The 18,801-nt window shown below is 70.2% G+C and carries 17 protein-coding genes; 16 read left to right on the top strand and 1 reads right to left on the bottom strand.

Annotated elements, in window-relative coordinates; all coding sequences use genetic code 11:
• Positions 1-96 precede the first annotated feature (96 nt).
• From RZ1_RS01815 to RZ1_RS01740, 16 genes are all read left to right on the top strand, one after another.
• The gene (locus RZ1_RS01815; RefSeq protein ID WP_072808787.1) at positions 97-1,194 is read left to right on the top strand and encodes a M24 family metallopeptidase; all 1,098 of its coding nucleotides are present in this window, start codon (positions 97-99) and stop codon (positions 1,192-1,194) included.
• Positions 1,195-1,228: 34 nt separating this feature from the next.
• Positions 1,229-1,792, top strand: a complete 564-nt coding sequence (efp, locus tag RZ1_RS01810) for an elongation factor P (RefSeq protein ID WP_072808620.1) — start codon at positions 1,229-1,231, stop codon at positions 1,790-1,792.
• Positions 1,793-2,308 carry a transcription antitermination factor NusB gene (gene nusB / locus RZ1_RS01805; RefSeq protein WP_072808618.1) on the top strand — a complete coding sequence of 172 codons (516 nt, stop codon included), beginning with the start codon at positions 1,793-1,795 and terminating at the stop codon, positions 2,306-2,308. It abuts the gene before it with no gap.
• Between the two features lie 189 nt (positions 2,309-2,497).
• Positions 2,498-3,118, top strand: coding sequence for a bifunctional pyr operon transcriptional regulator/uracil phosphoribosyltransferase PyrR (gene pyrR, locus RZ1_RS01800; RefSeq protein ID WP_072808616.1), 621 nt, complete (start codon positions 2,498-2,500; stop codon positions 3,116-3,118).
• Complete coding sequence (locus tag RZ1_RS01795; protein WP_072808615.1) at positions 3,115-4,059, top strand: aspartate carbamoyltransferase catalytic subunit; 945 nt, start codon at positions 3,115-3,117, stop codon at positions 4,057-4,059. The genes pyrR and RZ1_RS01795 overlap by 4 nt, the downstream gene beginning before the upstream one ends.
• Entirely contained in the window at positions 4,056-5,402 is a 1,347-nt protein-coding gene (locus tag RZ1_RS01790) for a dihydroorotase (protein WP_072808613.1), read from the top strand. Before RZ1_RS01795 ends, RZ1_RS01790 begins: the two co-directional genes overlap by 4 nt.
• 3 nt (positions 5,403-5,405) lie before the next feature.
• Complete coding sequence (locus tag RZ1_RS01785) at positions 5,406-5,903, top strand: PH-like domain-containing protein (RefSeq protein WP_072808611.1); 498 nt, start codon at positions 5,406-5,408, stop codon at positions 5,901-5,903.
• Positions 5,904-5,973: 70 nt separating this feature from the next.
• Positions 5,974-7,140, top strand: coding sequence for a glutamine-hydrolyzing carbamoyl-phosphate synthase small subunit (carA, locus tag RZ1_RS01780; protein WP_072808609.1), 1,167 nt, complete (start codon positions 5,974-5,976; stop codon positions 7,138-7,140).
• The gene (carB, locus tag RZ1_RS01775; RefSeq protein ID WP_072808608.1) at positions 7,140-10,481 is read left to right on the top strand and encodes a carbamoyl-phosphate synthase large subunit; all 3,342 of its coding nucleotides are present in this window, start codon (positions 7,140-7,142) and stop codon (positions 10,479-10,481) included. Before carA ends, carB begins: the two co-directional genes overlap by 1 nt.
• Positions 10,478-11,305: an orotidine-5'-phosphate decarboxylase gene (gene pyrF / locus RZ1_RS01770; RefSeq protein ID WP_072808606.1), complete on the top strand. Its 828-nt coding sequence runs from the start codon at positions 10,478-10,480 to the stop codon at positions 11,303-11,305. Before carB ends, pyrF begins: the two co-directional genes overlap by 4 nt.
• A 458-nt stretch (positions 11,306-11,763) precedes the next feature.
• Positions 11,764-12,087 (top strand): integration host factor, actinobacterial type, encoded by a 324-nt coding sequence (mihF, locus tag RZ1_RS01765; RefSeq protein WP_068158315.1) that lies wholly within the window; start codon positions 11,764-11,766, stop codon positions 12,085-12,087.
• Positions 12,088-12,092: 5 nt separating this feature from the next.
• Positions 12,093-12,722, top strand: a complete 630-nt coding sequence (gene gmk / locus RZ1_RS01760; RefSeq protein WP_072808604.1) for a guanylate kinase — start codon at positions 12,093-12,095, stop codon at positions 12,720-12,722.
• A 62-nt stretch (positions 12,723-12,784) separates the two neighbouring features.
• Entirely contained in the window at positions 12,785-13,087 is a 303-nt protein-coding gene (gene rpoZ / locus RZ1_RS01755; RefSeq protein WP_068158322.1) for a DNA-directed RNA polymerase subunit omega, read from the top strand.
• Positions 13,084-14,382, top strand: a complete 1,299-nt coding sequence (gene coaBC / locus RZ1_RS01750) for a bifunctional phosphopantothenoylcysteine decarboxylase/phosphopantothenate--cysteine ligase CoaBC (protein WP_238072344.1) — start codon at positions 13,084-13,086, stop codon at positions 14,380-14,382. Before rpoZ ends, coaBC begins: the two co-directional genes overlap by 4 nt.
• Before the next feature lie 133 nt (positions 14,383-14,515).
• Complete coding sequence (gene metK / locus RZ1_RS01745; RefSeq protein WP_072808602.1) at positions 14,516-15,730, top strand: methionine adenosyltransferase; 1,215 nt, start codon at positions 14,516-14,518, stop codon at positions 15,728-15,730.
• Between the two features lie 18 nt (positions 15,731-15,748).
• Positions 15,749-17,767: a primosomal protein N' gene (locus RZ1_RS01740; RefSeq protein ID WP_174565147.1), complete on the top strand. Its 2,019-nt coding sequence runs from the start codon at positions 15,749-15,751 to the stop codon at positions 17,765-17,767.
• Here RZ1_RS01740 and RZ1_RS01735 read toward each other — a convergent pair.
• Positions 17,764-18,702, bottom strand: coding sequence for an alpha/beta fold hydrolase (locus tag RZ1_RS01735; protein ID WP_169917826.1), 939 nt, complete (start codon positions 18,700-18,702; stop codon positions 17,764-17,766). The two genes, RZ1_RS01740 and RZ1_RS01735, sit on opposite strands and share 4 nt — an antisense overlap.
• Positions 18,703-18,801 lie beyond the last annotated feature (99 nt).

The following is an 18,801-nucleotide window of genomic DNA, read 5'->3' as shown; positions in this document are numbered from 1 at the left end:
GTAACGGCTGAATCGGCAAAAGTGTGTCTCGGCCCACACCCGAAACCGTGCCGTCGTCCTGTGACCGGCCACGAACCGTCGCGGTACGTTGGATCGATGGCCGCCGATCATGCCTCCCGCCGCGCCGCGCTGCGCGCCACCCTCACCGACCGTGGGCTCGACGCGCTGCTGGTGACGGACCTGCTCAACATCCGCTACCTCACCGGATTCACCGGGTCCAATGCCGCGCTGCTGGTCACCACCGACGACGACGCGGACGAATCGCGGACCGTCGTGTGCACCGACGGCCGGTACGTCACCCAGATCGCCGAACAGGTCCCGGACCTGCGCGCGGTCGTCGCGCGCGCCGCCGCCGCACACCTTGTCGAATCCGCGGGACCGCAGACAACGGCCTGGGGTTTCGAAAGCCACGTCGTCACCGTCGACGAACACGCCCGCTGGTCCGGACTCGGCAGCGGCGTGACGTTCACCGCGGCGCCGGGCCTCGTCGAGCAGCTGCGCACGGTCAAGGACGAACACGAGATCGGGTTGCTGCGTGCGGCGTGTACCGCTGCGGACCGCGCGCTCGCGGACCTCGTCGCCGCCGGAGGCCTGCGCCCCGGCCGCACCGAGAAGGAGGTCGGCCGCGACCTCGAGTCCCGCATGCTCGACCACGGTGCCGACGGAATCTCCTTCGAGACGATCGTCGCCGCGGGCGCCAACTCGGCGATCCCGCACCACCGGCCCACGAGCACGGTGCTGGCCTCCGGCGACTTCGTCAAACTCGACTTCGGGGCCCAGGTCGGCGGCTACCACTCCGACATGACCCGCACCTACGTGCTCGGCAGGGCCGCCGACTGGCAGCGTGAGCTGTACGACCTGGTGTTGCGCGCCCAGCAGGCCGGGTGTGAGGCGCTCGCGCCGGGCGTCGACTGTGCCGCGGTGGACGCCGTGTCCCGCTCGGTGATCACCGATGCCGGGTACGGGGAGTTGTTCCTGCACGGACTCGGTCACGGAGTCGGACTCGAGATCCACGAAGCGCCGGGGATCGGTGCCGCGGCGACCGGTACACTTGTCGCCGGTGCGACGGTGACCGTCGAGCCGGGCGTGTACTTCTCCGGGCGCGGAGGTGTGCGGATCGAGGACACGCTCGTGGTGCGCGAGCAGGCACCGGAACTGCTCACGCTGACCGACAAGACATTGACCGTCGTTTAAGGGCGGTTCCTCGACTCTAGGAGACGCGAAGTAAGTGGCCGATACCAGTGATTTCAAGAACGGGCTTGTGCTGAAGATCGAGGGTCAGCTCTGGCAGATCATCGAATTCCAGCACGTCAAGCCCGGCAAGGGTCCGGCGTTCGTGCGCTCGAAGCTGAAGAACGTGCTCTCCGGCAAGACCGTCGACAAGACCTGGAACGCCGGTGTCAAGGTCGAGACCGCGACCGTCGACCGCCGCGACATGACCTACCTGTACAACGACGGCACCGACTACGTCTTCATGGACGGCGAGACCTACGACCAGATCTCGATCTCCCCGGAGACGCTCGGTGACGGTGCCCGCTTCCTGCTCGAGAATATGGCCGTCCAGGTCGCGACCCACGAGGGCACCCCGCTGTTCGTCGAGCTCCCCGTCACGATCGAGCTGGTCGTCCAGCACACCGATCCGGGACTGCAGGGCGACCGTTCCACCGGCGGCACCAAGCCCGCGACCCTCGAGACCGGCGCCGAGATCCAGGTCCCGCTGTTCATCAACACCGGCGACAAGCTCAAGGTCGATTCGCGTGACGGCAACTACCTCGGGCGAGTGAACTCCTGAGTGTCCGGAACGCAGAAGAGACTCGGAGCCCGGCACAAGGCGCGTAAACGCGCCGTCGACCTGCTGTTCGAGGCCGAGGCCCGCGACACCGACCCGATCGACCTCGCCGCGGACCGCGTGGCGCTGGCGCTCACCGACGACCAGGTGGCCCCGGTCCCGCCGTACACCCGGACCCTGGTCCGGGGTGTCGCCGAGCACCTCGACGAACTCGATCAGCTCATCGCCGACCACCTGCACGAGTGGACGCTCGCGCGGCTGCCCGCCGTGGACCGCGCGATTCTGCGGATCGCCGCGTGGGAGCTGTTCCACGCCACCGACGTGCCGCCGGTCGTGGCCGTCGACGAGGCCGTCGAACTCGCCAAGCAGTTGTCGACCGACGACTCGCCGGCCTTCGTCAACGGAGTTCTCGGCCAGCTCGTCGCCGTCGCCGACCAGGTGCGTGCTGCGGCCGCAGCGACGTCGGTGCATGCCGTGGAGAAGTCCGACGGCCCGGACCGATCCGGGTCGCAGCAGTAGGGCACGATGCAACGCGGGCGGGTCCGGGCGAGGTCGACGATCTCACCGGACCCGCCCTCGTGTTCGGCGCTCCTGTGTCGCGCTTCACCCGTCAACCGTGCCGTGACGGCACCCGGCCGCTGATAGGCTGTTTGACCGTCAGGCATCCTTTAACGATCCGTCCAGCGAGGCGGAGAAGGAGGTCGCTGTATGGCCATGTCCGAGGACGGCTCGTCAGCATCCACCGATTCATCGGCGTCCGGAACCGGAGCGCCCGCCCGCGAGTTGTTGTCGGCCGCGGATGTCGGACGCACCGTTGCCCGCATCTCGCACCAGATCATCGAGAAGACCGCACTCGACGCCCCCGAGGGCGAAGCGCCCCGCGTCGTGCTGGTCGGAATCCCCACCCGCGGCACCACCCTCGCGCACCGCATCGCCGAGCGCATCGAGGAGTTCTCCGGTGTTCGCGTGCGGGTCGGATCCCTCGACATCACGCTCTACCGCGACGATCTGCGGACCAAGCCGCATCGCCCCCTCGAACGCACCTCGGTGCCCGAAGGCGGCGTCGACAACACCCTCGTCGTCCTCGTCGACGACGTGCTCTTCTCGGGCCGCTCCGTGCGCGCTGCCCTCGACGCGCTGCGGGATCTGGGCCGGCCGCGTGCCGTGCAACTCGCGGTGCTCGTCGACCGCGGGCACCGCGAGTTGCCGCTACGCGCCGACTACGTCGGCAAGAACGTACCCACCGCCCGCACCGAGGATGTGCGCGTGTTGCTCACCGAACAGGACGGACGTGACGCGGTGGAGATCTCCGGAGGCAAGAACCTGTGAAACACCTGCTCTCCATCGCGGATCTGACGACGGATTCCGCGACCGAGCTTCTGGACGAGGCGGAACGGTTCGAGCAGGCGTTGCTCGGCCGCGAGGTGCGCAAGTTGCCGACGTTGCGCGGCCGCACCGTGATGACCGTGTTCTTCGAGAACTCGACCCGGACCCGGGTGTCCTTCGAGGTCGCCGGCAAGTGGATGAGCGCGGACGTCATCAACGTCAGCGCGTCGAGTTCGTCGGTGTCCAAGGGGGAATCGCTGCGCGACACCGCGCTGACCCTGCACGCCGCGGGCGCCGATGCGCTGATCGTGCGTCACCCCGCCTCCGGTGCGGCGCACCGTATCGCGGACTGGACGACCGACGCCGACGGTAACGGCCCCTCGGTGATCAACGCCGGTGACGGAACCCACGAACACCCCACGCAGGCGCTGCTGGACGCGTTGACCCTGCGGCAGCGGCTGGGTTCGCTGGAAGGCAGGCGGATCGGCATCGTCGGCGACATCCTGCACAGCCGGGTGGCCCGCTCGAACGCGCTGCTGCTGTCGATGCTCGGCGCCGAGGTGGTGCTCGTCGCGCCGCGCACCCTGCTGCCGGTCGGGGTGGAGACATGGCCGGTGACCGTGGCCCACTCGCTCGACGCGGAACTGCCCGGCCTGGACGCGGTGCTCATGCTGCGGGTGCAGGCCGAACGCATGAACGGCGGGTTCTTCCCGTCGGCGCGCGAATACTCGATCGGCTACGGGCTGTCCGAGCGCCGGTTGAGGCTGCTCTCCGACGACGCGGTCGTGCTGCACCCCGGACCGATGCTGCGCGGTATGGAAATCGCCTCGGCGGTGGCCGACGCGCCGCAGACCGCGGTGCTGCAGCAGGTGACCAACGGTGTGCACGTACGCATGGCGGTGCTGTTCCGGTTGCTGGTCGGCACCGAAGAGGCATCGGCATGACGAAAATCATTGGGACAGGAGATAATTCGGTGACCCCGCAGGTGCTCATCCGCAACGTGCTGGTCTACGGCGAGGGCGACCCGGTCGACGTCCTGCTCGGCGACGAACAGATCCTCGCGATCGGTTCCGGCCTCGACGCCGACGCCGACGCCGAGGTGATCGACGGGACCGGTCACATTCTGCTGCCCGGTTTCGTGGACCTGCACACCCACCTCCGTGAACCCGGCCGCGAGGACACCGAGACGATCGACAGCGGCTCCGCCGCCGCCGCCCTCGGTGGGTACACCGCGGTGTTCGCGATGGCCAACACGAACCCGGTCGCCGACTCGGTCGTGGTCACCGACCACGTGTGGCGGCGCGGCCAGGAGGTCGGGCTCGTCGACGTGCACCCGGTCGGGGCGGTCACCGTCGGTCTCGCCGGCAAACAGCTCGCCGAGATGGGCACCATGGCGGCCGGCGTCGGCCGGGTCCGGATGTTCTCCGACGACGGACACTGCGTCTACGACCCGCTGATCATGCGGCGCGCGCTCGAATACGCGGGCACTCTCGGCGTCCTCATCGCCCAGCACGCCGAGGAGCCGCGGCTGACCGTCGGCGCCGTCGCCCACGAAGGCCCGACCGCGGCGCGGCTGGGTCTGGCCGGCTGGCCGCGCGCCGCCGAGGAATCGATCGTGGCGCGCGACGCCCTGCTGGCCCGTGACGCCGGCGCTCGCGTCCACATCTGCCACGCGTCGACCGCCGGCACCGTCGAGCTCGTCAAGTGGGCACGCGGACAGGGGATTTCGATCACCGCCGAGGTGACTCCGCATCACCTGCTGCTCGACGACTCGCGGCTCGAGACCTACGACGGCGTCAATCGCGTCAACCCGCCGTTGCGGGAACGCTCCGACGTCGAGGCGCTGCGCCGCGGCCTGGCCGAGGGCGTCCTGGACTGCGTGGCCACCGACCACGCCCCGCACGCCGAACAGGACAAATGCTGCGAATTCTCGCAGGCCCGCCCCGGCATGCTCGGCCTCGAGACGGCCCTGTCGATCGTCGTCGAGACGATGGTCCGGCCCGGCCTGCTCGATTGGCGCGGCGTCGCGAAGGTGATGAGCGAGCGGCCCGCCGAGATCGTCGGACTCGACGACCAGGGACGTCCCCTCGCGGTCGGGGAGCCCGCCAACGTCGTGCTCGTCGACCCGGACACCGAATGGACGGTGCGTGGACCGGAACTGGCGAGCATCTCGCACAACACCCCGTACGAGGAGATGACGCTGCCCGCCAAGGTCACCGCGACCGTGCTGCGCGGCCGGATCACCGCCCGCGACGGCGCGGTACGGCCGACGACCGGCGGGAGGTAGGCGATGGACCGGGTACTGATCACCCTCGGTTTTCTGCTGCTGTGGGTCGTGCTGGTGCTGCTCATGTGGAAGGGCTGGCGTGGACGCGCCCGCCGTCAGGCCGACGCCGTCGGCGAGCTACCCGCCGTGCCGGCGGAGCTGGGCGATCAGCTGGTGGCGCCGAGCACCGGCTTGTACGTGGGCAGCACCCTGGCCCCGAGCTGGCAGGACCGCGTCGCGGTCGGCGACCTGGGCCACCGGGCCGCCGGCGAGATCAGCCGCTACCGCAGCGGAGTGCTCCTCGAACGCGACGGTGCTTCGCCGATCTGGATTCCGCAGGACTCGATCCGCGCGATCCGCACCGAACGGGGCTTGGCCGGGAAGGTCATGACCAAGGACGGCGTCCTGGTCATCCGCTGGCAACTGCCCTCCGGAACCGAGGTCGACACCGGGTTCCGCGGCGACGACAAGACTGTTTACCCCTCGTGGGTGGACGCGACGAACGAAAATTCAGGACAGTGACGATCACAGCACGTGAGATTTCAGCTGATGCGGACAGCTCTGGTGAGGTCGAGCAGAACGGAGAGAACGCATGAGCGGCGGTAATTTCGGCGGCGGCACCGCGCTGCTGGTACTCGAGGACGGGCGCATCTTCCGCGGCACCACCTTCGGAGCAGTCGGCCAGACGCTTGGTGAGGCCGTCTTCAGCACCGGCATGACCGGCTACCAGGAGACCCTCACCGACCCCAGCTACCACCGGCAGATCGTGGTGTCGACGGCACCGCAGATCGGCAACACCGGCTGGAACCAGGAGGACAACGAGTCCGTCGGCCCGACCGGGGACTCCACGGAAGCGAAGATCTGGGTCGCCGGATATGTGGTGCGCGACCCCTCTCGCCGCACCTCGAGCTGGCGTGCGACCGGCTCCCTGCAGGACGAACTGGTCCGGCAGGGTGTGGTCGGCATCGCCGGCATCGACACCCGCGCCCTCGTGCGGCACCTGCGTACCCGCGGATCCATGCGCGCCGGCGTCTTCTCCGGCGACGCGCTCGCGCCGGACGCCGAACTGCTCGCCCGCGTCAAGGACCAGCCCTCGATGCTCGGCGCCGACCTCGCCGGCGAGGTCAGCACCACCAGCGGATACGTTGTCGAACCGGTCGGGGGCGAGGCCCGGTTCACGGTCGCGGCCATCGATCTCGGCATCAAGACCAACACCCCGCGCATGTTCGCCGAACGCGGAATGCGGGTGCACGTGCTGCCGTCCACCGCGACGCTGCACGACATCCTCGACCTCGAGGCCGACGGCGTGTTCCTGTCCAACGGACCCGGCGACCCGGCGACCGCGGACGGTGCCGTGCACCTCACCAAGGAGGTGCTCGGGCAGGGCCTGCCGCTGTTCGGCATCTGCTTCGGCAACCAGATCCTCGGGCGCGCCCTGGGCCTGAACACCTACAAGATGAAGTTCGGGCACCGCGGCATCAACATCCCGGTCGTCGAACACGACACCGGCCGTATCGCCATCACCGCGCAGAACCACGGTTTCGCGCTCGAAGGTGAGGCGGGCCAGGAGTTCGCCACCCCGTTCGGTCGCGCCGTGATCAGCCACACCTGCGCCAACGACGGTGCCGTCGAAGGTGTCCGCCTGCTCGACGGCAGCGCCTTCTCGGTGCAGTACCACCCGGAGGCAGCGGCGGGCCCGCACGACGCCGCCTACCTGTTCGACCGCTTCACCAGCCTGCTCGAGGGAGACAAGAACTGATGCCACGCCGTACCGATCTCTCCCACATCCTGGTGATCGGGTCCGGCCCGATCGTCATCGGCCAGGCCTGCGAGTTCGACTACTCCGGCACCCAGGCCTGCCGGGTGCTGCGCGAGGAGGGCCTGCGGGTCAGCCTCGTCAACTCCAACCCGGCCACGATCATGACCGACCCGGAGTTCGCCGACTCCACCTACATCGAGCCGATCACCGCCGAGTTCGTCGAGAAGGTCATCGCCACCGAGGCCGCCAACGGCACCCCGATCGATGCGGTGCTCGCGACCCTCGGCGGCCAGACCGCGCTGAACACCGCGGTCGCGCTCTCCGAGCAGGGCATCCTCGACAAGTACGACGTCGAGCTGATCGGCGCCGACTTCGACGCCATCCAGCGCGGCGAGGACCGCCAGATGTTCAAGGACATCGTCACCAAGTGCGGCGGCGAGTCCGCCCGCTCGCGGGTCTGCTTCACGATGGACGAGGTCCGCGCGACCGTCGCCGAACTCGGCTTCCCCGTCGTGGTGCGCCCGTCGTTCACGATGGGCGGGCTCGGCTCCGGCATGGCCTACAACGACGAGGACCTCACCCGCATCGCCGGTGGCGGTCTCGCCGCGTCGCCGACCGCGAACGTCCTGATCGAGGAGTCCATCCTCGGCTGGAAGGAATACGAGCTCGAGCTCATGCGCGACGGCCGCGACAACGTCGTGATCGTCTGCTCGATCGAGAACGTCGACCCGGTCGGTGTGCACACCGGCGACTCGATCACGGTCGCACCCGCGATGACCCTGACCGACCGCGAGTACCAGAAGATGCGCGACCTCTCGATCGCGATCTTGCGCGAGGTCGGCGTCGACACCGGCGGCTGCAACATCCAGTTCGCGATGGACCCGAAGGACGGACGGCTCGTCGTCATCGAAATGAACCCGCGCGTCTCGCGGTCCTCGGCGCTGGCGTCGAAGGCCACCGGGTACCCGATCGCGAAGATGGCCGCCAAGCTCGCCATCGGCTACACGCTCGACGAGATCGTCAACGACATCACCAAGGAAACGCCGGCCTGCTTCGAGCCGACCCTCGACTATGTCGTGGTCAAGGCGCCGCGGTTCGCGTTCGAGAAGTTCCCCGGTGCCGACGGCACCCTCACCACCACCATGAAGTCCGTCGGTGAGGCCATGGCGATCGGCCGCAACTTCACCGAGGCGTTCGGCAAGGTGCTGCGCTCGCTCGAGACCAAGCGCGCCGGCTTCTGGACCGGCCCCGAGGTCGACGGCACCCTCGACTCGATCCTCGCCGAGATCGCGACTCCCACCGACGGCCGGATCTACGGTGTGGCGAGGGCGTTCGAGCTCGGCGCGACCGTCGAGCAGGTCTTCGACGCCACCGCGATCGACCCGTGGTTCCTCGACCAGATCCAGCAGATCGTCGAGCTGGGCGACGAGATCCGCGTCGCCGAGACCTTCGGTGAGCAGGAACTGCGCTACGCCAAGCACCACGGCTTCTCCGACCGGCAGATCGCCGAGCTGCGCCCGGAGCAGTTCGCCGACGAGGACGCCGTCCGCGCCCTGCGCATCGAACTGGGCGTGCACCCGGTGTACAAGACGGTGGACACCTGCGCCGCCGAATTCGAGGCCCGCACTCCGTACCACTACTCGGCCTACGAGCTCGATCCCCAGGCCGAGACCGAGGTCGCGCCGCAGACCGAACGCCCGAAGGTGCTGATCCTCGGGTCCGGCCCGAACCGTATCGGCCAGGGCATCGAGTTCGACTACTCGTGCGTGCACGCCGCGCTGACCCTGTCGGAAGCCGGATACGAGACCGTCATGGTCAACTGCAACCCGGAGACCGTCTCCACCGACTACGACACCGCCGACCGCCTGTACTTCGAGCCGCTCACCTTCGAGGACGTGCTCGAGGTGTACCGCGCCGAGTGCGAGTCGGGCACCGTGGCCGGTGTCATCGTGCAGCTCGGTGGCCAGACCCCGCTGGGCCTGGCCCGGCGGCTGAAGGCCGCGGGTGTGCCGATCGTCGGTACCAGCCCCGAAGCGATCGACCTCGCCGAGGATCGCGGCGAGTTCGGCCGGGTGCTCGAGCAGGCCGACCTGCCGGCCGCGAAGTACGGCACCGCCACCACCTTCGAGGGCGCGCGGGAGATCGCCTCCGGCATCGGCTACCCGGTGCTGGTGCGCCCGTCCTACGTGCTCGGCGGCCGCGGCATGGAGATCGTCTACGACGAGAAGGCGCTCGAGACCTACATCGCGAACGCCACCGAGATCTCCGACGACCGTCCGGTGCTGGTCGACCGCTTCCTCGACGACGCCGTGGAGATCGACGTCGACGCCCTGTGCGACGGCACCGACGTCTACATCGGCGGCATCATGGAGCACATCGAGGAGGCCGGTATCCACTCCGGTGACTCGGCGTGCGCGCTGCCGCCGATCACGCTCGGCCGCTCCGACATCGAGAACGTACGGCGCTCCACCGCGGCGCTGGCGAAGGGGATCGGCGTCAAGGGCCTGCTCAACGTCCAGTACGCGCTCAAGGACGACATCCTGTACGTCCTCGAGGCCAACCCGCGGGCCAGCCGCACCGTGCCCTTCGTGTCCAAGGCGACCGGTGTGCAGCTCGCGAAGGCGTGCGCGCGGGTCATGCTCGGCGAGACCATCGCCGAGCTGCGGCAGTCGGGCATCCTCCCGGCGGAGGGCGACGGCAGCCACGCCCCGCTCGACGCGCCCATCGCGGTGAAGGAGGCGGTGCTGCCGTTCAACCGGTTCCGCAAGGCCGACGGCACCGGCGTCGACACGCTGCTCAGCCCCGAGATGAAGTCCACCGGTGAGGTCATGGGCCTCGACAGCGACTTCGGCCGGGCGTTCGCCAAGTCGCAGACCGCCGCGTACGGTTCGCTGCCCCTCTCGGGTGCGGTGTTCGTCTCGATCGCGAACAAGGACAAGCGGTCGATGATCTTCCCGGTCAAGCACCTGGCAGACCTGGGATTCCGGATCATGGCGACCGTCGGCACCGCGGAGGTGCTGCAGCGCAACGGTGTCCCGTGCGAGCACGTGTACAAGGTGTCCGACGAGGATCGTCCCGAGGGCGCGCCGACGATCGTCGACCGCATCCGCGCCGGGGACGTCGCGATGGTCATCAACACGCCGTGGGGCAACGCCGGACCGCGCATCGACGGCTACGAGATCCGCAGCGCCGCCGTCGCCGCGAACATCCCGTGCGTGACGACCGTGCAGGGTGCCGCGGCCGCGATCCAGGGCATCGAGGCCGCGATCCGCGGAGAGATCGGTGTCCGCTCCATCCAGCGGATGCAGGCGGGCCTGCGCAACGGCGAGCCGCTGTCGTGACCGGGTTCGGGGAGCGGCTGCACGCGGCGCTCGCCGAGCGCGGACCGCTGTGTGTCGGCATCGACCCGCACCCCGAACTGCTCGGGGCGTGGGGGCTGACCGTCGACGCGGCGGGCCTGGCCACGTTCACCGAGTACTGCGTGGAGGCGTTCGCCGGTGAGGTCGCGCTGGTCAAGCCGCAGGTGGCGTTCTTCGAGGCGTTCGGGTCCGCCGGCATCGCCGTGCTCGAACGCGCCGTCGCTGCGCTGCGCGAGAGCGGAACGCTGGTGCTCGCCGACGCCAAGCGCGGCGACATCGGCTCCACCATGGCCGCGTACGCGCGAACCTGGCTGTCCGACGACTCGCCGCTGTGCTCCGATTCGGTGACCGTCTCGCCGTACCTGGGCTTCGGCGCCCTGGAACCGGCGCTGCAGCTCGCTCAGGAGACCGGGCGCGGGGTGTTCGTGCTTGCGGCCACCTCCAACCCGGAGGGCGCGCAGGTGCAGCAGGCGACGGTCGCGGACGGGCGCACTCTCGCCCAGGTGATGGTCGACGAGGCCGCGGTCCGCAACGCCGGGGCCGCGGTGCTCGGATCGGTCGGGGTGGTGGTCGGCGCGACGCTGGCCGCCGCGCCCGATCTGAGCGCGCTGCACGGCCCGATCCTCATGCCCGGCGTCGGGGCGCAGGGCGGAACCGCGGACGACGTGCGCCGACTCGCCGGTGACCATCTCGATGCGGTTGTGCCGAACGTGTCCCGGGAGGTGCTGCGCGCCGGTCCGGCGGTGCCGGCGCTGCGCGACGCGGTCGCCCGCGCCGTCGACGGGTTCGCGTTCCTGAGGGCCTGACGACAGTCGTCCCGGCGGGGCCGGATCCTTCGTGGGTCCGGCCCCGCCGCTGTGCGTGGGGGCACGGCGGCGGGGCGCCACGGCGACGGTTCGTTTCGTGTCTCCCCGTGCTGGTGGGAGACGCGACACGCGCAATCGTCAGAAAATTTTCCGGACCGGCCGACCCGCTTCGGCATCGTCGCGGCCCATCCGGTGCAGAGCCGGAGCGCGCTTCCGCGCCGAACCGGACATTACCGTGTTCACCTGCGGGTTTTCGGCGTCGCCGCAGGTGGGAAGTGGTGTGTCGGCCGCCGGAAAGGGCTGTTTCGCGTCGCGGAATTGTCCTGCACTACCGCACGGATTTTCGACTGGAACGCCGGGGGGTGGGTTCGCAATCGTCGTCGAGCGTGAGTACGGTCGCTATCGCCGCTGGTTATCAGCGGTCGAAGACTATTTTCCAACGATGAGACGGAGGAACCGTGGCCCTTCCCCAGCTGACCGACGAGCAGCGCGCCGCTGCTCTGGAGAAGGCGGCTGCTGCCCGTCGTGCCCGGGCAGAGCTCAAGGAGCGTCTGAAGCGCGGCGGCACCGACCTCAAGCAGGTGCTCAAGGATGCCGAGAACGACGAGATCCTCGGCAAGATGAAGGTTTCCGCCCTGCTCGAGGCCCTGCCGAAGGTCGGCAAGGTCAAGGCACAGGAGATCATGACCGAGCTGGAGATCGCCCCGACGCGCCGCCTGCGCGGCCTGGGCGACCGTCAGCGCAAGGCGCTGCTCGCCAGGTTCGATTTCGACGCCGAGTAACGACGGTGGTAGCTGACGCACAGCCCGTGTCGGACAGCGCACCCGTGACGCGGAGGGGCCGGCTGGTTGTTCTGGCCGGCCCCTCCGCGGTCGGTAAGTCCACCGTCGTCCGCCTCCTGCGCTCCCGGGTGCCGGACCTGCTGTTCAGTGTCTCGGCGACCACCCGGGATCCGAGGCCGGGGGAGGTCGACGGCGAGGATTACCACTTCGTGGGTCGCGCCGAGTTCGACCGGATGATCGACGCCGGGGACCTGCTCGAGTGGGCGGAGATCCACGGCGGACTGCAACGATCGGGTACTCCCGCCGCTCCTGTCCGCGACGCGCTCGCCGCGGGACGTCCTGTCCTGGTCGAGGTGGACCTGGCCGGCGCCCGCGCCGTGCGGGCCGCGATGCCCGAAGCGGTCCTGGCCTTCCTGGCCCCCCCGAGCTGGGAGGTCCTGGTCGACCGGCTGACCGGCCGCGGCACCGAGTCGGAGGACGTGGTGACGCGCAGACTCGAGACGGCCCGCACCGAATTGGCCGCGCAGCACGAGTTCGACACCGTCATCGTCAACGACGACGTCGACCGGGCTTGCGACGAATTGGTATCCTTGTTGGTTGGACCCGACGCCGGGTCCGGACCGCGCTCCAGCTAGCAACGTCCTCCGGCGGTCGGCCACCCCTATTTCTTTCCCGCGAATACTCAGGAGATCACCGAGTGAGCAGCATCCAGGCAGCCGCGACCGACATTGCGGGTAACGAGCTTCCGGTCTACGACCCCCCGCTGGGTATCACCAACCCGCCCATCGACGAGCTGCTCGAGCGCGCCTCCTCGAAGTACGCGCTGGTGATCTACGCGGCCAAGCGCGCCCGCCAGATCAACGACTACTACAACCAGCTCGGCGACGGCATCCTCGAGTACGTCGGCCCGCTGGTCGAGCCGGGCCTGCAGGAGAAGCCGTTGTCGATCGCCATGCGCGAGATCCACACGGACCTGCTCGAGCACACCGAAGGCGAGTGAGTCCGCTCACCGTGGAGAGCCTCGACGAGACCTCGGAGTTCGGGCAGCGCCGCCGCCGCGTCGTCATCGGCGTGGGCGGCGGCATCGCTGCCTACAAGGCGTGTGCGCTGATCCGCGCCTTCACCGAGAGCGGCCACCAGGTCCGGGTGGTCCCGACCGAATCCGCGCTCGAGTTCGTCGGTCGCGCCACCTTCGAGGCGCTGTCCGGCAACCCCGTCCACACCGGCGTCTTCACCGACGTCCCGCAGGTTCCGCACGTGCGGCTCGGCCAGGAAGCCGACCTCGTCGTCGTCGCCCCGGCCACCGCGGACCTCATGGCACGGGCCGTGCAGGGTCGCGCCGACGACCTGCTCACCGCGACGCTGCTCACCGCGCGGTGCCCGGTGATGTTCGCCCCGGCGATGCACACCGAGATGTGGGAGCACCCGGCCACCGTCGACAACGTCGAGACGCTGCGCCGACGCGGTGTCGTCGTCGTCGAACCCGCCTCGGGCCGGCTCACCGGCCAGGACACCGGCGCCGGCCGGCTGCCCGAACCCGAGGAGATCTTCGGGCTCGCGACGCTGCTGCTCGAACGCGCCGACGCGCTGCCGCGCGACCTGGTCGGCCGCAAGCTGGTCATCTCGGCCGGCGGCACCCGCGAACCGCTCGATCCGGTCCGGTTCCTCGGCAACCGCAGCTCCGGGAAGCAGGGCTACGCGCTGGCCCGGCTCGCCGCCCAACGCGGCGCCGACGTCACCCTGATCGCCGGGGCCGTCGCCGGGCTCACCGATCCCGCCGCGGTCGACGTCGTGCGCGTGCAGACCGCCGCGCAGATGCAGGACGCGGTCGTCAAGTATGCCGCCGGTGCCGACGCGGTGATCATGTCCGCTGCCGTCGCCGATTTCCGGCCCACCACGCTCGCGACCACGAAGATCAAGAAGGGCGCCGGCGAACCCGACTCGATCGCGCTGACCAAGAACGACGACATCCTCGCCGGACTGGTCGAAGCCCGCACCGAGGGCGGTCTCTCTGCGGGCACCGTCATCGTCGGCTTCGCCGCCGAGACGGGCGACGAGCACGGCGACGTGCTCACCTATGCCCGCGCCAAGCTGGCCCGCAAGGGATGCGATCTGCTGGTCGTCAACGCCGTCGGTGACGGCAAGGCGTTCGAGGTCGACAACAACGACGGGTGGCTGCTCGCCGCCGACGGATCCGAGACCGCGCTCGCGCACGGTTCGAAGTCGCTGATGGCCAGCCGTGTCCTCGATGCGTTGCGTCCCTTGCTGGCGCCGGCGGACCGACCGAAAAGCTGATGAATTTAACTATCGCGTCCGCGTGCGTGGGACAGTAGCGTCGAGGTGGTGGCAGGGCCCCGGCCCGGTTACGGCGTTCAGTGATTAGATGCTGTCCATTCGAGCTAGACATTTTCAGTCGAGAGGGAGTTCTGTGAGCAAGACCGGCGGTCGGCTTTTCACCAGTGAGTCCGTGACCGAGGGGCACCCGGACAAGATCTGTGACGCGATCAGCGACTCCGTCCTCGACGCGTTGCTCGCGGAGGATCCGCGCGCCCGTGTCGCGGTGGAGACGCTCGTGACCACCGGTCAGGTTCACGTCGTCGGCGAGGTCACCACCTCCGCGTACGCCGACATCCCGAAGATCGTGCGCGACCGCGTCCTCGAGATCGGCTACGACTCGTCGTCGAAGGGCTTCGACGGCAACTCGTGCGGCGTGAACATCGCGATCGGTGCGCAGTCCCCGGAGATCGCCGGCGGCGTCGACGTCTCCCACGAGCACCGGTCCGGAACGCTGACCGACGACGAGGTCGCCAAGCAGGGCGCCGGCGACCAGGGCCTGATGTTCGGATACGCGTGCTCGGACACCCCGGAACTGATGCCGCTGCCGATCTCGCTGGCCCACCGGCTTTCACATCGGCTCACCGAGGTCCGCAAGACCGGGGTGCTGCCGTACCTGCGCCCGGACGGCAAGACCCAGGTCACCATCGAGTACGACGGTGAAACCCCGGTGCGTCTCGACACCATCGTCATCTCCACGCAGCACGCCGCGGACATCGACCTCAACAACCTGCTGGCCCCGGACCTGCACACCCACGTCGTCGACGCGGTGCTCGCCGACCCCAACCTCGCCGGACTCGACACCTCGGACATCCGGTTGCTCGTCAACCCGTCCGGTTCGTTCGTCCTCGGCGGGCCGATGGGCGACGCGGGCCTGACCGGCCGCAAGATCATCGTCGACACCTACGGCGGCATGGCCCGCCACGGCGGCGGCGCGTTCTCCGGCAAGGACCCGTCGAAGGTCGACCGCTCCGCCGCATACGCGATGCGCTGGGTCGCCAAGACCGCGGTCGCCGCGGGCCTGGCGGACCGCATCGAGGTGCAGGTCGCCTACGCGATCGGCAAGGCCGCCCCGGTCGGCCTGTTCGTCGAGACCTTCGGCACCGAGAAGACCGACCCGGTTCGCATCCAGGCCGCGATCATCGAGGTCTTCGACCTGCGGCCGGGCGCGATCATCCGCGACCTCGACCTGCTGCGGCCGATCTACGCGCAGACCGCCGCGTACGGCCACTTCGGACGCACCGACATCGACCTGCCGTGGGAGAACACCGACCGCGCCGAGAAACTGCGCGCGGCCGCCGGCCTCTGACCGGCGGGTCACCGAGGGGTGGGTGCCGACAGGCTCGCCGCCGAGACGGATCCGGTGGCACGGATACTCCCGTTGCTGCCGCTTCCGCACCTCGACCGCGAGTTCGACTACCTGATTCCCCGTGAACTCGACGCGGACGCCCGGCCGGGTGTCCGCGTTCGTGTCCGGTTCTCCGGTCGGCTCGTCGACGGCTTCCTGCTCTCCCGCATCGCTACCAGCGACCATCCGGGACGTCTCGGCTGGCTCGACCGGGTCGTGTCACCAGAACGGGTACTGACCGACGAGATCGCAGCCCTCGCGGACGAGGTCGCCACCCGCTACGCCGGTACCCGCGCCGACGTACTGCGCCTGGCGGTGCCGCCGCGCCACGCCCGTGTCGAAGCCGAGACGCCCGTCGCGGTGTCCCCGCCGGCCGCGCCGGACATCGACCGGCAGGCATGGACGCGCTACCGGTTCGGGGACCACTTCCTCGACGCGCTCGCCGCCGGTCGCTCGCCGCGCGCGGCATGGCAGGCACTCCCGGGCGAGGACTGGCCACGACGCCTGGCGGAGCTCGCTGCGCTCACCGCGGCCGGTGGGCGCGCCGCGGTGATCGTCGTGCCCGATCAACGTGACCTGGACCGGGTCCTGGCCGCCTGCGAAACCGTCGCCGGCGCCGACCACGTCGTCGGGCTCAGCGCCGGACTCGGACCGGCCGTCCGCTACCGGCGCTGGTTGTCCGCGCTGCGCGGCACCGCGCGCATCGTGGTCGGTACCCGCGCCTCGGTGTTCGCCCCCACCCCGAACCTCGGACTGCTCGTCGTCTGGGACGACGGCGACGACCTGCACGCCGAACCACGCTCCCCGTACCCGCACTCACGAGAGGTCGCGGTGCTGCGCGCCCACGCAGCCGGTGCCGCGGTCGTGCTCGGCGGGCACGCCCGCACCGCCGAAACCCAGGCGCTCGTCGACTCCGGGTGGGCGCACGACCTGACCGCCCCGCGTGCGGTGATCCGCGAATGGGCGCCGAAGGTGACGGCGCTGGCCGACAGCGATCACGCCCTCGCCCGCGACCCGGCGGCGCGGGCCGCCCGCATTCCCGCCATCGCGTTCGCCGCGGCGCGCGCGGCGCTCGGGGCTGGTCGCGGGGTGCTCGTGCAGGTCCCGCGCCGCGGGTACGTTCCCGCGCTGGCCTGCGGCAAATGCCGCGCGCCGGCGCGGTGCCGACACTGCAACGGCCCGCTCGCGCTGCCCACGGCGGGCGGGCCCGACGGCGCCGCGATCCCCGCCTGCCGATGGTGCGGAGTCGCCGACGCGACCCACCGCTGCCACGTGTGCGGTGCCCGGTCGCTGCGCGCGGTCGTCGTCGGGGCCGGGCGGACCGCCGAGGAACTGGGCCGGGCGTTCCCGGGCGTGCCGGTGGTGACCTCGGGCGGCTCCGACGTCAAGGCCACCGCCCCGGAGGGACCGGCGTTGGTGGTCTCGACGGTCGGTGCCGAACCCGTCGCACCCGGAGGGTACGGGGCGGCGCTGCTGCTCGACGGCTGGGCGTTGCTCGGCCGCGCCGACCTCCGCGCCGCCGAGGAGACCCTGCGGCGCTGGCTGACCGCGTCGTCGCTGGTCCGGCCGTTCCGGGACGGCGGCCAGGTCGTGGTCGTCGCGGACTCGGGGATCCCGACCGTGCAGGCGCTGGTGCGCTGGGATCCGATCGGGCACGCGCGATCGCAGCTCGACGAGCGCGCCGAGGTCGGATTCCCGCCCACCGTGCACATGGCCGCGATCGACGGCACCGCCGCGGCGGTCGCGGAGCTGCTCGAGGCCACGGTGCTGCCGGACGACGCCGAGGTGCTCGGCCCGGTACCGCTGCCACCCGGTCAGCGGCTGCCGTTCGGCGCGGACGATCCGGAACCGGACGAGGTGCACCGCATGCTCGTCCGGGTGAGCCGCGGACGCGGTCGGGCGCTCGGCCGGGCACTGCGGGACGCGCAGGCCGCGCGCACCGCCCGGCGTGCCGACGGGCCTCTGCGTGTGCAGATGGATCCGCCGAGGATCGGCTAGGGGGTCGCACAGGACCGGGTGAATCCTTCCATCAGCTCGGCCACCCGTGCGGGGTTGCCGAGCTGCGGTACGTGCCCCGCCGGCAGAACCTCGAGGCGAGCGTTCGGTATCAGGTCGGCGGCCGACCGCGCGTCGGCCACCGGGACAACGGGGTCGCGGTCACCCCAGATCATCAGGGTGGGCACGGGCAGGCGCCGCAGCTCGTCCGGGCGGATCCGGGCGCCGGAGCGCACCCCGAACGGCGACAGCAGAGCCCGGAACTCGGCAGTGTCGGCTGCGGTGGCGACCGGATCGTGTGCGGCGTCGAGAAGTGAGGCGAACAGGTCCGGGTACCGCAGGATGGTGTCACCCTCACCCATCGACGACATCAGGCGGAGCAGCGTCCGCCGGCCCGGCTTCACCGTGCGGCCGAGGAAGCCACCCAGCAGCGGTGTCGCCATGAGCCGGATGCCCGCGGGAATCCGGGCGCCGGGAAGCAGTGGGACGGACCCGACCAGGACGAGGCCGCGGACGCGTTCGGGGCGGTCCAGGGCGTACCAGACCGACCAGCTCCCACCTCCCGATGCGCCGGCCAGGACCGCCGCCCCGAGCCCAAGCTCGTCGAGGACCTCGTCGAGGAACGCCACCGCCCACTGCCGCAAACCGTTGCGGGGGAACGGGTCGGGATCGCTGAGCCCGAATCCCGGTCGGTCGACGAGGTAGGAGCGCGCTCTGGGCATGTGCTCGAGCAGCATCAGATGGGACAGCGACGAGGTGTTGTTGCCGTGCAGGTGAACGACCGGCGGCCCGTCGCCGGCCTCGATCACGTGTACCTGGGCCGACCGTCGCCGGATGAAGCGGCCGTCGACGCCGGCCGCCCGAACCATCCGGTCGTACCCCTCTCGTAGCCGGTCCGGGTGCCTCGGCACGTGCGGTGTGTTCGGCTGGACAGTCATCGTGACTCCTGGGGTGAGCTTCGTGCTGCTGCCAGAATCTGCCGTCCCGCCGTGTACGGCCAGTTCGAACTTCGAACCGCCCGAGGCTGCGCGTCGGTG

It is taken from the genome of Rhodococcus zopfii NBRC 100606 = JCM 9919 (assembly GCF_001895025.1).
GTDB lineage: Bacteria > Actinomycetota > Actinomycetes > Mycobacteriales > Mycobacteriaceae > Rhodococcus > Rhodococcus zopfii.
Note: the sequence above shows the minus strand (reverse complement) of the source record. Positions and strands in the feature narration are given on the sequence as shown.

Bases quoted from the DNA above. Each gene is read 5' to 3' on its own strand.
- RZ1_RS01815 (WP_072808787.1), top strand. From the start codon at position 97: ATGGCCGCCGATCATGCCTCCCGCCGCGCCGCGCTGCGCGCCACCCTC.
- pyrR (WP_072808616.1), top strand. From the start codon at position 2,498: ATGGCCATGTCCGAGGACGGCTCGTCAGCATCCACCGATTCATCGGCG.
- RZ1_RS01790 (WP_072808613.1), top strand. From the start codon at position 4,056: ATGACGAAAATCATTGGGACAGGAGATAATTCGGTGACCCCGCAGGTG.
- RZ1_RS01785 (WP_072808611.1), top strand. From the start codon at position 5,406: ATGGACCGGGTACTGATCACCCTCGGTTTTCTGCTGCTGTGGGTCGTG.
- carA (WP_072808609.1), top strand. From the start codon at position 5,974: ATGAGCGGCGGTAATTTCGGCGGCGGCACCGCGCTGCTGGTACTCGAG.
- carB (WP_072808608.1), top strand. From the start codon at position 7,140: ATGCCACGCCGTACCGATCTCTCCCACATCCTGGTGATCGGGTCCGGC.
- RZ1_RS01735 (WP_169917826.1), bottom strand. From the start codon at position 18,702: ATGACTGTCCAGCCGAACACACCGCACGTGCCGAGGCACCCGGACCGG.